We start from the raw sequence: 14,260 nt of genomic DNA, 5'->3' as shown, positions 1-14,260 counted from the left end.
AAAGGACACCGCGGTGATCACCACTGACTTCGCCCCCGGCTCGCCCTGCATGCTCGACCTCGGCGCCCCCGACGTCCGGGCCGCCGCCGCCTTCTACGGCGCGGTCCTCGGCTGGGACTACGAGCCCATGGGCGACGGGGAGGACGTGGAAGGCGGGATGTTCCGCAAGGACGGCAGGATGGTCGCCGGGCTCGGCAAGCTCACCGAGGAGGGCGCGCGTCCGGCCTGGATGATCTACTACACCGTCGCCGACGCGGACGCCACGACCCGGGCGGTGGAGCAGGCCGGCGGCACCGTGCGGGTGCCGCCGACGGACCTCGAGCAATGGGGCCGGATGGCGCAGTACAGCGACCCGCTGGGCGGCCAGTTCGCCGTCTGGCAGCCGGGGGAGAGCAAGGGCGTCGACCTGGTGGACGAGCCGGGCTCGCTGTTCTGGACCGAGCTGTACACGAGCGACGCGGCGGCCGCGAAGGAGTTCTACGGCGGTGTCCTCGGCTGGCGGTTCGGCGACACGGAGATGCCGGGCGGCGGGGGCACGTACACCCTGATCACCCCGGCCGGGCTGCCCGAGGAGCGGATGCACGGCGGCCTGATGGAGGTCCGCAAGGAGGACCTCGCCCTGGCGAACGGACGGCCGTACTGGCATCCGGTCTTCCACGTCACCGACTGCGACGCGGCGGTGGCCGAGGTCACCGGGAACGGCGGGCGCGTGCAGACGGGGCCGGTGGACGCGGAGGGCGTCGGCCGCATGGCCGTCTGCCTCGACCCCTTCGACGCGGACTTCGTGGTGCTCACCCCGGCCGGGAGCTGAGGGCCGGGACGGCCGGCCCCGCCGTCACCGGGCCGGCCGCTGCGCGTACACCTCGATCTCGATCTTCATCCGGGGATCGGCGAGGCCGCACACCAGCATGGTGGCGGCCGGCCGGACCTCGCCGAAACAGCGGCGCAGGACCGGCCAGCAGGGCTCGAAGTCGGCCCGGTCGGGCAGCAGATAGCGCACCCGCACCACATCGGCGAAGGTGCACCCCGCCTCGGCCAGCGCGGCCCCGATGGTGCGCAGACACTGCTCGGCCTGCTCCACCACGTCGTCGGAGATCGTCATGGTGGTGTAGTCGAAGCCGGTCGTGCCGGACACGTGCACCCAGTCGCCGTGCACCACGGCGCGGGCGTAACCGATCTGCTCCTCGAACGTCGAGCCGCTGAGGATCGCGCGTCGCTCTGTCATACGCGGGACGCTAGGTGACCAGCACTGATACGTCTAATACCGTGAGAGGCATCACCTGATATCTCTGGACGTATGACGCGTCCCGAGGCCCGCCCCGAGCTCCCGCTGCCGCAACTGCACGCCTTCGCCGTACTCGCCGAGGAACTGCACTTCGGCCGCGCGGCCACCCGGCTGGGCATCGCCCAGCCGCCGCTGAGCCAGCAGATCCGCCGCCTGGAGGAGAAGGTCGGGCATCCGTTGTTCCACCGGGAACCGGGGAGCGTCACCCTCACCCCGGCCGGCCGCGAACTGCTTCCGGCCGTACGACGGGCCCTGACCGGCCTCACGGACGGCCTGTCCGCCGCCCGCGCCGCCGGAAGCGGCCGGACCGGCCGTCTGCGGATCGGCTTCGCCGCCTCCCTCGCGCTGACCGTCCTGCCCGGACTGCTGCGCGCCTTCCGGCAGCGGTTCCCCGACGTGCACCTGGACATCCACGAGATGACCACCGCGCCCCAGATCGCCGCCCTGCACGGGAGGACCATCGACATCGGCCTGCTGCGCGAACCCCCCACCGGGGAGCCGGAGATCGGCCTGCGGACCGTCCTGACCGAGCCGTTCGTCGCCGTCCTGCCGGCGGCGCACCCGCTCGCCGCCCGACGGACGGTGGAACTCGCCCGGCTGGCGGACTCGCCGTTCGTGCTCCTGCCCCGCGAAGCCGGCCCGCTGCTCCACGACCGGATCACCGCTCTGTGCGCCGAGGCCGGCTTCACGCCCCGGATCGCCCAGCACGCGGTGGAATGGCAGACCGTGTGCGCCCTGGTCGAAACCGGTCTCGGCGTCTCCCTGGCCCCGGCGAGCATCCGGCGCATCCGCCTCAAGGGCGTCGCCTTCCGCGCCGTCGCACCCGGCACCGCCCGCACCCGTGTCGCCGTCGCCTGGCGGAGGAACGACCCGAACCCACTGGTCGCGAACCTGCTGGCGACCGTCGGCCGGGAGGTGCCTAAGCCGGGTGCAGTTCCCGCAGGGCGTCCAGTACCTCCTGGTCGGTGACCGGGCGGAAATCGTCGTACCACTCGCCGACGGACCGCAGCCGCTGCGGCTGGTACAGGGAGACCACGTCATCGGCCTCGTCCCGCAGCGCCGCGGCGGTCCCGTGACCGCACACCGGCACGGCCAGCGTCAGACGCAGCGGACCGCCGCGCCCGAGGTGCCGCAGCGCCGCGCGGGCGGTGATCCCCGTGACCAGCCCGTCGTCCACGACCACGATGCTGTGACCGCCGATGTCCGGGGCGGGCCGCCCGCCGCGGTAGACCCACTCCCGCCGGTGCAGCTCGACCCGTGCCCGGGCCACCTCGGCGCCGAGCCTGTCCTCCGAGAGGTCCAGGGCCCTGAGCCCCGTACGGTCGAACACCGGGGGGTCGTCCCCGGCGATCGCCCCGACATCCACCCCGGGGGACCCGGGAGCCCCGATTTTACGGACCACGAGGACGTCCAGGGGCACCTGCATCGCCCGGGCGATCTCCGCCCCGACCGGGACACCACCGCGCGGCAGCGCCAGCACGGTCACGTTCGCGAGATCACCGCTGCTCGCCCACTCCAGCATCCTGACGGCCAGCTCCTGTCCGGCATGCGCACGGCTTCGGAATCGCACGGCTCGCTCCCTTCCTCGGCCACCCGAGCCGGGTAACCGTCATCGCCCCGCCACTCACCCGCGGATGTCACGGCGGGGAGAGGGCGGGCCGGTGAGCCGACGGCGCTTCTCCCCGCCCGGCCGACGGCGTGAAGGCGACGCACGGAACCCGGCGGGACGGGGAGCGTGGTCGGGAACAGGCGTTTCGGACGAAGGGCGCGGACCCCGGTGGCCGGAGACCTCGCGCGGCCCGTTCAGAGGCGCGGAGCCCCGGTCACCGACATCACCAGGGAGTACAGGGTGGTGGTGGCGGTGATGAACAGGCGGTTGTTCCTCGGTCCGCCGAAGGCGATGTTGGAGACGGGCTCGGGCACCCGCAGCCTCCCGATGAGGGTGCCGTCGGGGTCGTAGCAGTGCACGCCGTCGTCGAGGGCGGCGGCCCACAGGCGGCCCTCGTCGTCGAAGCGGATGTTGTCGAAGTGGACGTCGTCCCGGCCCTCGGCGAAGACCTCGCCGTCGGACAGGGTGCCGTCCTCGCGGATGCCGTACACGTGGATCCGGGCGGCCCGCGAGTCGGAGACGTACAGCCGGCTCTCGTCGGGGGAGAGGACGACCCCGTTGGGCCCCTCGAACCCGTCCGCGGCGAGGTGGACGTGCCCCGACAGCGGGTCGATCCGGTACACGTTGCACGCGCCGATCTCGGACTCGGCGCGATGGCCCTCGTAGTCGCTGGTGATGCCGAAGTCCGGGTCGGAGAACCAGATCGTGCCGTCGGAGCGCACGACGGAGTCGTTCGGGCTGTTGAGCCGCTTGCCGGCGTACCGGTCGGCGAGGACGGTCACGGTCCCGTCCGGTTCGGTGCGGGTCACCCGGCGGTTGCCCTGTTCGCAGGTGACCAGGCGGCCCTGCCGGTCGACGGTGTTGCCGTTGCTGTGACCGGCCGGGGTGCGGAAGACGCCGACCGCGCCGGTGGCCTCGTCCCAGCGCAGGATGCGGTCGTTCGGGATGTCGCTCCAGACCAGCTGGCGCCAGGCGGGCAGATACAGCGGGCCCTCGGCCCAGCGGCAGCCGTCGTACAGGACCTCGAGTCTGCTGTCGCCGTTCACGCAGCGTCCGGTGCGGAAGCGGTCGTCCAGGATCTCGTACGGGCCGTTGGCGGGCATGGCGTCCCCTCGCAGAGAGTGATCGGATCTCGATTATCGGCCGTCGGGCGGGGACTCCGGACGAACCCGCCCGTCCTGCGGGCAGGCGGACAGAATCCGACCGCGAGGGTTCGTACGGTCGCCCCATGACACAGACCCGGAAGATCCTCGTCACCGGTGCCACCGGAACCGTCGGCCGTCAGGTCGTCGCCGAACTCCTCGCCCGCGGCCACGCGGTCCGCGCGCTCACCCGGAACCCGTCCGCGGCCCGATTCCCGGCCGGCGTCGAGGTCGTCCAGGGGGACCTGACCGCACCCGACAGCCTGATCCCGGCCCTGGAAGGCGTCACCGGACTGCATCTGATCACCTTCGGCGGGCCCTGCCTCGCCCCGCTGGAGACCGGCCCGCGGATCCTCGAGTCGGCGCGCGCGGCCGGCGTGCGCCGGGTCACCGTGCTGCACGGCGGCGGGCCGTCCGCGCTGGAGGACGCGGTGCGGGCCGACGACGGCGTGGACTGGACGGTGCTGATGCCGGTCGAGTTCATGGCCAACGCCCTGGAGTGGGCCGACGGGGTCGTCGCGTCGGACGAGGTCCGCGAGCCGTTCGTCTCCCGGCTCAGCGCCATGGTCCACGAGGGCGACATCGGCGCCGTCGCCGCGGTCGCGCTGACCGAGGAGGGCCACGCCGGCCAGGAGTACGTGATCACGGGCCCCGAGCTGCTGACCGTCGGCGACAAGGTGGCGGCGATCGCCGCCGCCCGCGGCCGGGACATCGCCCTGGTCGAGCTGACCGAGGGGCAGGCGGTCGCGCGGTGGCGGGCGGCGGGACACTCCGAGGAGGTGATCGGCTTCCTGCTCGAGGCGTACGGGAACACCCCGGAGGCGGGGCGCACGGTCGTCGGCACCGTGGAGAAGGTCACCGGGCGTCCGGCCCGCACCTTCACCCGGTGGGCCACGGAGCACGCGGACGCGTTCACGGCGACGGGCACCCCGGGCACCGCGTGACCCCGCCGCACGGGCCGGGTACGGACGAAGCCGCCCCGCCGGCGGCGACCGTGCCCCGCCCCGGCCCGGGCATGACGTCCGAGGTAATCGACCGGCTCCTCCCTCCTCCGGCAGGATCGGGTCCGTCCACGAAGACCACGCGCCGGGACCCGGCCGCAGCCGCGAGGAGAACGTCATGTCCACCCCTTCCGCCGTCACCACCGCGCACTCCGACGCCGAGGCCACCCGGGCCGTCGTGGGGGAGTTCCTCGCCGCCCGGTCGGCCGGGGACGTCGGACGGCTCGCCGCGGTCTTCGCCGACGAGGTCGACTGGCTGCTCGCCGACAACCCCGCCGTCCCGTGGATCCGCCCGCGTTCCACCGCCGCCGAATGCGCGGCCCAGCTGACGGAGCTGGCGCAGCACACGGTGCCCGAGGACGCGCGGGCCTCCGTCGACACCTTCCTCGTCGACGGGAAGGACGCGGTCCTGATGGGGCACCTGTCGGGGACGGTACGGGCGACGGGGCGGTCCTTCCAGGGCCCGTTCGCCCTGCGCCTCACCGTGGAGGGCGGCCGGATCACCCGGCACCACCTCTACGAGAACAGCCTGTCCATCGCCGAGGCGTGCGCTGCGCCCTGACGGCCGGGCGCGGGCCGGCCCCGGCTCAGCCGAGGAGTTCGGCGACCATGGCGGCGAACTCCTCCGGGGTGGCGAGGCGGACGCCGAGCTGTTCGGCCTTCACGCGCTTGGCACCGGCGCCCTCGCCCGCGACCACGAGGGCGGTCTTCTTCGAGACGCCGGAGGAGGAGCGGCCGCCGGCCCGTTCGACGAGTTCGTTCATCTCGTTGCGGGAGAGCTTCTCCAGCTTCCCGGTCATCGCGCCGGTGACCACCACCGTCATCCCGGCCAGCGGGCCGCCCTCCGCGGGGGCGTCGGCCTCGGCGCCCGCGGGCGGTGGCGGAGTGGCGCCGGGTTCCGTCATGTTGACGCCGGCGGCGGCGAGCTTGTCGATGAGCGGCGCGAGTTCGGCCAGCTCCGCGACGATCGAGGGGGCCTTCTCCGCTCCGATGCCCTCGACCCGCTGCATCGCGTCGGCGTCCGCCGCGCGGATGTGGTCCATGGTGGCGAAGTGGCGGGCGATGCGCCGCGACATGGACCTCCCCGTGCCCCGCACGCCCAGCGCGCACAGCACCCGTGACAGCGGCTGCTCCTTGGCCCTGGCGAGCGCGGCGAGCAGATTGTCGGTGCTGGTCCCGCCCATCCGCTCCAGGGCGAGCAACTGCTCGCGCCGCAGGGTGAACAGATCGGCGAGATCGGCGACCAGTCCGGCGTCGACGAGCTGCACCACGCGGGTGGCGCCCAGACCCTCGATGTCGAGCTGGTCGCGGCCCGCGGCGTAGGCGAGGGACGCGACGAGGTGGCAGTTGCGGCCCTGCGCGCACCGCCAGCGCTCCTCACGGGTGTCGATGTCCGAACCGCAGCGCGGGCACTGCGCCGGGAACTCGACGGGCCGTTCCTCACCGGTCCGCAGATGGGCCACCGGCGCCTCGATGCGGGGGATGACGTCGCCGGCGCGGTGCACCATGACGTGGTCGCCCAGGCGCAGGTCGCGGCGGGTGATGTCGGCCGGGTTGTGCAGGGTGGCGTAGGTGATGGTGGAGCCGTCGATGACGACCGGTTCGAGCACGCCGCGCGGCGCGATGATGCCGGTGCGGCCGACGTTCCACTCCACCTCCAGCAGCCGGGTGATCTTCTCCACGGCCGGCAGCTTGTAGGCGATCGCCCATCGCGGCGCGCGGGAGCCGGACCCCGCGGCCCGCCGGTCCTCGGCGAGGTCGGCCTTGACGACGATCCCGTCGATGCCGAACGGCAGCTCGGCGCGGACCGCGGCGATCTCCTTCACCCGGTCCAGGACCTCCTCGGCGGTCTCGGCGACGACGTCCGGGACGGCGGTCCGGGCACTGGTGTGCACGCCGAGGCCGGCGGCCAGCGCCATCAGCTCGCTGTGCGCGAGCTCGTTCAGTTTCCCGGCGAGGGCGGAGTCGGTGCCGGGCAGCGGCAGCAGTCCGTAGCCGAAGAACGTCATCGGCACCGTGTAGAGCCGCTCCTTCGCCCGCAGGGTGCCCGCCGCCGCGTTGCGCGGGTTGGCGAACGGCTGCCCGCCGTGACCGGTGCGCACCTCGTTGGCGTGCTCGAACTGGGCCGCCGTCATGAGGACTTCCCCGCGCACCTCGACGGTGACCGGTTCGTCCAGCTTCTCGGGCAGCCCCTCGATGGTGCCGATCGCGTGCGAGACGTCCTCCCCGGCCGTCCCGTCCCCGCGGGTGATCAACCGGGTGAGGCGGCCGTCGCTGTACCGGGCGGCGATCGCGAGCCCGTCCAGCTTCGGACCCACACTGAAGCGTGTCGCCTCACGTCCGGTACGGCGGGACAGGGAGGCCGTCCAGGCGGTGAACTCCTCGGCGGAGAACACGTTGTCGAGGCTGAGCATCGGCACCGTGTGCGGCACGTCGCCCTCCACCGCGCCACCGGCGACCTTGCCGGTGGGGGAGTCGGGGAGTATCCCGTCGGGATGCTCCGCCTCCCAGTCGGCGATCCCGCGCACCAGCCGGTCGTACGCGTCGTCGTCCAGCGGCGAGGTACCGCCCCCGTAATAGGCGGCGGCCGCCCGCACGGAGTCCTCGACCGCCTGCGCGTAGGCGGCGGCATCCACGATCACTGCTGCAGGTGTTGTCATGCGTCGCATCCTGCCGCCCACCACTGACAACGGGGCCCGCCGGTGATCACGTGCGGCACGCTTGCCTAAAAGTATTAGGGAAGTGCACAATCACTTCAGTTGATTGCGAGGATGGTTATGGCAGCACGCGTAGGACTGACCGTCGAACGCCTGACCCGTGCGGGAGCCGAGCTCGCCGACGAGGTCGGCTTCGACCGGGTGACCGTCTCGGAGCTCGCCCGGCGCTTCGACGTCAAGGTGGCGAGCCTGTACTCCCATGTGAAGAACTCCCAGGACCTCAAGACGCGGATCGCGCTGCTCGCCCTGGAGGAACTCGCCGACCGGGCCGCCGACGCCCTGGCCGGACGGGCCGGCAAGGACGCCCTGACCGCGCTGGCGAACGTCTACCGCGACTACGCGCGGGAGCATCCCGGACGTTACGCGGCGGCCCAGTTCCGGCTCGATCCGGAGGCGGCCGCGGGCAGCGCGGGGGTGCGGCACGCACAGATGACCCGTGCCCTCCTGCGCGGCTACGACCTGACGGAGCCGGACCAGACCCACGCGGTCCGCCTGCTGGGCAGCGTCTTCCACGGCTACGTCAGCCTCGAGATGGGCGGAGGCTTCAGCCACAGCGCCCCCGACACGCAGGACACCTGGTCACGCGTCCTCGACGCGCTCGACGCCCTCCTGCGCAACTGGCCCGCGCCCTGACCGCCGCCCCAGGACCATCCAGCCGCCCCGACCCACGGACGGAAACCATGCCCTCCACCCCGCACACCTGGACCACCGCACCGATCACCGCCGACCTCGTGCGCGGCGCCCTCGACCTGGAGCCCACGGCGAACGGGGTCCTGCCCCACCGCCTGCCCGCCCGGGCCCGCGCCCAGAACACGGACGGACAGCTCGCCATGGCCGAGTCCCAGGGCTCCGGCGTACGACTGGTCTTCCGCACCCGGGCGACCACCGTCGAGCTCGACACGCTGCCCACCAAGCGGATCTACGTGGGTGCCCCGCCCCGCCCGGACGGCCTGTACGACCTGCTGGTCGACGGACGCCCGGCCGGCCGGGCGAGCGCGACCGGGGGCAACACCCTGACCATCGACATGGGCACCGGAACCGCCGAACGCGGTACCGGCCCCGTCGCCACCCTCCGCTTCGCCGGACTGCCCGAGGGCGACAAGACCGTCGAGATCTGGCTGCCGCACAACGAGACCACCGAACTCGTCGCCCTGCGCACCGACGCCCCCGTCGAGCCCGCACCCGCCTCCGGCCGCAGGACATGGCTGCACCACGGCAGCTCCATCAGTCACGGCTCCGACGCCGCGAGCCCCACCGCGACCTGGCCCGCGCTCGCCGCGGCCGCGGGCGGTGTGGAACTGGTCAACCTGGGCTTCGCCGGCAGTGCCCTGCTCGACCCGTTCGTCGCGCGCACCCTGCGCGACACGCCCGCCGACCTGATCAGCGTCAAGATCGGCATCAACCTGGTCAACACCGACCTGATGCGGCTGCGCGCCTTCACGCCCGCCGTCCACGGCTTCCTCGACACGGTCCGCGAGGGCCACCCCACCACGCCGCTGCTGGTCGTCTCACCGATCCTGTGCCCCATCCACGAGGACACGCCCGGCCCCACCGCCTACGACTTCAGCCGACTCGATGAGGGCCGGCTCCTGTTCACCGCCGCGGGCGACCCCGGGGAACGGGCCGGGGGCAAGCTGACGCTCAACGTCATCCGCGACGAGCTGAGGCGCATCGTGACGCAGCGCGCGGCGGACGACCCGAACCTGCACCACCTCGACGGCCGTGACCTCTACGGCGAGGCGGACCACTCCGAACTGCCGCTGCCCGACCGGCTCCACCCCGACGCGGCCGCGCACCGCCGCATCGGCGAACGCTTCGCCGCCCACGCCTTCGCGGCCGGCGGTCCGTTCACCGACGGCAGGGGCTGACCTACTCGAAGAACTTCAGGCTCCAGCCGGTGTCGGTGTTCGGCCCGGGCACGTTGGCGCGACGGTAGGTGGTGTCGCCCCACCAGCAGAACGTTCCCGTGTACCAGTAGCGGTTCTCCCACGCGTACGGCGTGCCCTTCGGCACCGCGTGGAACATCAGCGGGAACCCCGGCCCGGCGGGCGGGCTGGTGCCGATGTCACCGCCGAGCAGCACGAAGCTGTGGTGGCCGGGGCCGTCGACGTGCAGCGTCGGGTCCCAGCCGGCCATCATGGTGGCCCGGTCGGAGCCGAACGGACAGCCGTTGGACTCGTACCAGTCCCACACGTACGTCGGGTCGCCGCCGGCCCGCAGCCGCAGGTCGGCCAGGCAGTACCGGTCGCTCCAGCTGCCGTTGGCGGAGTACGTGATGTGCACCTGTCCGTTGGGGTCCTTGATGGGCTCCGGGCCCTCGTCGACGAACGGGTCGCCGACCACCCGCTCCCAGCTCTCCCGGGGCTGCGAGATGACGTACCGCGCACCGGTCGGCGTGGTCGGGCTGCTCATCCGGGCGATGTACAGGTTCTGCTCGACGTCGGTGTCCCCGGCCCAGCCGGACCGGACGAACCAACGCTGACCGCTGAAGGTGAACAGGGTCCCGTCGATGGCCCACTTGTCGTCGGGCAGGGCCAGTCGCGTCTCGGCGGAGTAGCCGCTGTCGGGGCTGGTCGAGCTGATCACGTACATCCGGTGGGCCGCGCCGCGCCCGGCCGTGAAGTAGATGTGGTAGCGGCCGCCGTCCCGCACGATCTCCGGCGCGCAGACCGGTCCGGTCGGCCCGGGCGGGCTCGGCGGAGGCCAGGGTCAGCGCGGCGGCGAGGACGCCGGACAGCACGAAGCCGACGACGCGGGCCGGCCGGCGAGGGAGCCCCATCGGCTTGTCGGGAAGTCCGGCCATCGCGTCCCGTCACCTCCGCGCCGAGGTTTACATCGATGAAATACGTTCCCACAGGATGGTGACCGGTGGCGGGCGTGTCAAGAGAGCCGCGGAGTCCGGCCGCCGCCCGGGAGCCCGTCATCGCGCCGTACCGATAATCGTATTGACGGTCCGTCAGCTGTGCGCGAGACCTGGACAGTCGCCGGGCGGCGTGTTGTCATTCCGCTGCACACCGGATTTCCAACGTTGGAATGACGGTCGGCCGAGCCGACGGCCACCCCTGTTTCGTCCTGGTCCCCTGCCCCCTGCGCGAGGAAAGGTTCGATGACAAGACAACTCACCCGCCCGAGAACCAGATCGTGGGCTCTGCTGACCGTGGCCGCCCTGGCCCTGTCCATGGGCGCCCTGGCGCCCGCCGCGTCGGCCGCCGTGCCGATGGCCGACGTGTCCGCCGGCTCGACCGCCGCCGACGCCGTGGTGCACGGCCTGAAGGGCGAGTACTTCAGCATGTCGGCACCGGGCGCCCGGGACTTCGCCGAACTCGGCGGCACCCTGCTGGAGCCGCAGATCAACTTCTCCGGACTGACCGGAACCTTCGAGGAGCTGACCGGGCGGACGGAGCACACGACCGCCCGCTGGACCGGGCAGATCGAGGCACCGGAGACCGGTGAATACACCTTCCACGCCGTCGGCGACAACGGTTTCCGGCTCTTCATCGACGACGAGCCGGTCATCGACCACTGGGTGGGCGACTGGGACAAGGAGCAGACCAGCGCCCCGGTCGAGCTGACCGCCGGCGAGAAGCACGACTTCCGTATGGAGATGTTCCAGGACGTCGGCGGCGCCAACATGTTCCTGCGCTGGTCGACGCCGACGACGGCCAAGCAGCTGGTGCCGACGACCGCGTTCACCCCGCCCGCCGGCTTCGAGGTCTTCCCCGTGGAACCGGCCGTCACCGAGGACGGCCGGCAGCTGCGCGTCCGGTTCGAGGACCGGGTGGGCGACCTCGCCGAGGTGGCCGGCCACCTCAGGATCGAAGCCGACACGACCGCCATGCCGGTCACGTCGGTGACGGCCGCCCCCGGCGACCCCGACTCCCTTCTGATCACGCTCTCCGCGCCGATCCAGAAGAACCAGCAGGTCCGGTTCACCTACGACGGCGAGGGCGGACTCACGGCCGGCGGCAGGACCGTGCCCCGGATCGTCCGCTACGCCACGAACACGTCCGTCCACCGCATCACCACCCCGTGGGGCGACAAGGTCGACAGGAACGACCCGCTGCCGGAGTACCCCCGGCCGCAGCAGGTCCGCGCCCGGTGGAAGAACCTCAACGGGCCCTGGCAGTTCAGCGGTGCCGAGGCCGGTGAGCAGCCGGTCTTCGGCAAGGACCTGGACGAGAAGATCATCGTGCCGTTCCCGGTCGAGTCGCAGCTCTCCGGGCTCGAGCGGCACGAGGACCACATGTTCTACCGCAAGCTCGTGGACGTGCCGAAGAGCTGGAAGGTCGGCAAGAGCGGCGACGCCAACCGGCTGAAGCTCAACTTCGGCGCCGTGGACTACCGGGCCACCGTCTGGGTCAACGGCAGGAAGGTCGCCGAACACACCGGCGGCTACAACGCCTTCAGTGCCGACATCACCGACGCGATCAAGGGCCGGGGCAAGCAGGAGATCGTCGTCGCGGTCACCGACACCGGCGGCGCCGACCAGCCGACGGGCAAGCAGTCCACCCACCCCGGCGGCATCTTCTACACCCAGTCGTCCGGCATCTGGCAGACCGTCTGGATGGAGCCCGTCGCCGACACCTCCATCGACGACGTCGTCACCACGCCCGACATCGACACCGGCACCCTGGCGGTGACCGTCCGGTCCGAGGGCGCCTCGAAGCACGCCCGCGTCGAGGCCGTGGCCCGCGACGCCCGCGGCAAGGTCGTCGGCCGGGTCGGCGGACCGGCCAACAGCGAGCTGGACCTCCGCGTGGCCGGGCAGCACCTGTGGAGCCCGGACGACCCCTACCTCTACGACCTCGACGTCAGGCTCGAGGACGGCAGGTCCACCGACAGGGTCGGCAGCTACTTCGGCATGCGCGAGATCGGGATCGAAGAGGTCGGCGGCTACCCGAAGCTGGTCCTCAACAAGAAGCCGGTCTTCTCCCTCGCCACCCTCGACCAGGGCTTCTGGCCCGACGGCCTCTACACCGCGCCCAGCGACGACGCCCTCGCCTTCGACCTCGAGGCGCACAAGAAGCTCGGCTTCAACGCCGTCCGCAAGCACATCAAGGTGGAGTCGCCCCGCTGGTTCTACCACGCGGACAGGCTCGGCCTGCTGGTCTGGCAGGACTTCGTCTCCGGGAACATCACCAACGAGACCGGGCAGCGGGCCTTCGTCGACCAGGGCCGCGAGATGATGCGCCAGCACCACAGCTCGCCCTCCGTCATCGGCTGGATCGTCTTCAACGAGGGCTGGGGCGAGTGGAACCGCGAGGAGAGCGGCCGTATCGCCGAGTCGGTGAAGGCCGCCGACCCGTCCCGGATCGTCAACGCCCACAGTGGTGTCAACTGCTGCAACTCCAAGGGCGACTCGGGCAAGGGCGACATCATCGACCACCACGACTACAACAACGACGACGCGCCCTTCCCGGACCACCGGGCGGCGATGGACGGTGAGCACGGCGGCTTCACGCTGCGCACCCCGGGCCACATGTGGCCCGGCACGCCGACCGTGATCTACAGCGGTGTCACCGACAAGGAGGCACTGACCCGCAAGTACGTCGAGAACACCGAGAAGTTCTACCTCGACCAGGCCGGCGCCGAACTCTCCGGCTCGGTGTACACCCAGATCACCGACCTGGAGAACGAACTCAACGGCCTCTACACCTACGACCGCCGGGAGATCAAGGTCGACCCGGCCAGGGTGCGTGAGATCAACCGCGAGGTCATCGCGGCCGGCGCCGCGGCGGGTGACCGCGAGCAGTTGAAGGGCGGCGGGTCCTGGGCCCTCGACGAGGGCACCGGCACCACCGCGAAGGACGACGGCCCGGGCAACAGGCCGCTCACGCTGAGCGAGGGCACCGGCTGGACCACCGGAGTCAGCGGCAGCGCGCTGGAGTTCGACGGCCGGGGACAGTACGCCCGGACCGACGGACCGGTGCTCGACACCACCGGCAGCTACACGGTCTCCGCCTGGGTCAGGCTCGACTCCCTCCCCGGCAACTACGCCACCGCCGTCAGCCAGGACGGACGGCGCCAGGCCAGCCCCTTCTACCTGCAGTACGGCCAGGGCGCGTTCGCCTTCAGCACGCCCGACGGGCAGCGCGCACGGCTGGAGACCCGGCCGGAGACCGGCCGCTGGTACCACCTCGTCGGTGTCCGCGACGACGCGACCGACCGGATCAGGCTCTACGTCGACGGCAAGCCGGTGGCGACGGCCACCGCCGGCCCCGCCTACGTCGCCACCGGCCCCCTCGCCGTGGGCCGCGCCCAGTGGAACGGAGAGAACACCGACTTCTGGGACGGAGCGGTGGACCAGGTCCACGCCTACGACAAGGCGCTCACCGCGGAGGAGGTGAGCGCGCTCTGCGACGGGGAGAAGCCGTAGCCCTGTCGACGGCGGGGTGGTGGGGGGGGGGGGGGGCGGGCGCCCGGCCCCCCCCCCCCGCCCCCCCCCGCCCCCCCCCGGGGGGCGAGCGCCAGCACCGGCGCGGCGCCGCGCTGCGCGCGGGTCGCGA

At 72.3% G+C, this 14,260-nt stretch carries 11 protein-coding genes and 1 pseudogene; 7 read left to right on the top strand and 5 right to left on the bottom strand.

Translation table 11 applies throughout. The features are described from left to right. Nucleotides 1-13: 13 nt before the first annotated feature. Entirely contained in the window at nt 14-811 is a 798-nt protein-coding gene (locus ACFY3N_RS24245; protein WP_390818802.1) for a VOC family protein, read from the top strand. Nucleotides 812-835: 24 nt separating this feature from the next. On the opposite strand, the gene ACFY3N_RS24240 is transcribed toward ACFY3N_RS24245, so the two are convergent. Further along, the gene (locus ACFY3N_RS24240) at nt 836-1,225 is read right to left on the bottom strand and encodes a RidA family protein (protein WP_390818801.1); all 390 of its coding nucleotides are present in this window, start codon (nt 1,223-1,225) and stop codon (nt 836-838) included. A gap of 72 nt (nt 1,226-1,297) precedes the next feature. On the opposite strand from ACFY3N_RS24240, the gene ACFY3N_RS24235 reads away from it, so the two are divergent. Beyond that, nucleotides 1,298-2,254 (top strand): LysR family transcriptional regulator, encoded by a 957-nt coding sequence (locus tag ACFY3N_RS24235; RefSeq protein ID WP_390818800.1) that lies wholly within the window; start codon nt 1,298-1,300, stop codon nt 2,252-2,254. On the opposite strand, the gene ACFY3N_RS24230 is transcribed toward ACFY3N_RS24235, so the two are convergent. Both ACFY3N_RS24230 and ACFY3N_RS24225 read right to left on the bottom strand, forming a co-directional pair. Beyond that, entirely contained in the window at nt 2,205-2,855 is a 651-nt protein-coding gene (locus ACFY3N_RS24230) for a phosphoribosyltransferase (RefSeq protein ID WP_390818799.1), read from the bottom strand. The genes ACFY3N_RS24235 and ACFY3N_RS24230 overlap by 50 nt on opposite strands. Nucleotides 2,856-3,088: 233 nt before the next feature. Next, the gene (locus tag ACFY3N_RS24225) at nt 3,089-3,997 is read right to left on the bottom strand and encodes an SMP-30/gluconolactonase/LRE family protein (protein ID WP_390818798.1); all 909 of its coding nucleotides are present in this window, start codon (nt 3,995-3,997) and stop codon (nt 3,089-3,091) included. Nucleotides 3,998-4,122: 125 nt separating this feature from the next. Between ACFY3N_RS24225 and ACFY3N_RS24220 the strand changes: the two genes are divergently transcribed. Beyond that, the gene (locus tag ACFY3N_RS24220; protein WP_390818797.1) at nt 4,123-4,980 is read left to right on the top strand and encodes an NAD(P)H-binding protein; all 858 of its coding nucleotides are present in this window, start codon (nt 4,123-4,125) and stop codon (nt 4,978-4,980) included. A gap of 175 nt (nt 4,981-5,155) precedes the next feature. Then, nucleotides 5,156-5,599 (top strand): nuclear transport factor 2 family protein, encoded by a 444-nt coding sequence (locus tag ACFY3N_RS24215; protein ID WP_390818796.1) that lies wholly within the window; start codon nt 5,156-5,158, stop codon nt 5,597-5,599. Nucleotides 5,600-5,624: 25 nt separating this feature from the next. On the opposite strand, the gene ligA is transcribed toward ACFY3N_RS24215, so the two are convergent. Continuing rightward, nucleotides 5,625-7,697 carry an NAD-dependent DNA ligase LigA gene (gene ligA, locus ACFY3N_RS24210; RefSeq protein ID WP_390818795.1) on the bottom strand — a complete coding sequence of 691 codons (2,073 nt, stop codon included), beginning with the start codon at nt 7,695-7,697 and terminating at the stop codon, nt 5,625-5,627. Between the two features lie 117 nt (nt 7,698-7,814). Between ligA and ACFY3N_RS24205 the strand changes: the two genes are divergently transcribed. Beyond that, entirely contained in the window at nt 7,815-8,387 is a 573-nt protein-coding gene (locus tag ACFY3N_RS24205) for a TetR/AcrR family transcriptional regulator (protein ID WP_390818794.1), read from the top strand. A gap of 47 nt (nt 8,388-8,434) precedes the next feature. Next, entirely contained in the window at nt 8,435-9,622 is a 1,188-nt protein-coding gene (locus ACFY3N_RS24200; RefSeq protein ID WP_390818793.1) for a GDSL-type esterase/lipase family protein, read from the top strand. Nucleotide 9,623: 1 nt separating this feature from the next. Here the strand turns inward: ACFY3N_RS24200 and ACFY3N_RS24195 are convergent. After that, nucleotides 9,624-10,430, bottom strand: a pseudogene (locus ACFY3N_RS24195) (family 43 glycosylhydrolase); the annotation flags it as partial. Between the two features lie 430 nt (nt 10,431-10,860). Between ACFY3N_RS24195 and ACFY3N_RS24190 the strand changes: the two are divergent. Then, nucleotides 10,861-14,130, top strand: coding sequence for a LamG-like jellyroll fold domain-containing protein (locus tag ACFY3N_RS24190; protein ID WP_390818792.1), 3,270 nt, complete (start codon nt 10,861-10,863; stop codon nt 14,128-14,130). Nucleotides 14,131-14,260 lie beyond the last annotated feature (130 nt).

Origin of the sequence: Streptomyces sp. NPDC000348 (genome assembly GCF_042898795.1) — a bacterium.
In the GTDB taxonomy this organism is placed as follows: Bacteria; Actinomycetota; Actinomycetes; order Streptomycetales; family Streptomycetaceae; genus Streptomyces.
This window is presented reverse-complemented; position numbering and strand designations above follow the sequence as displayed.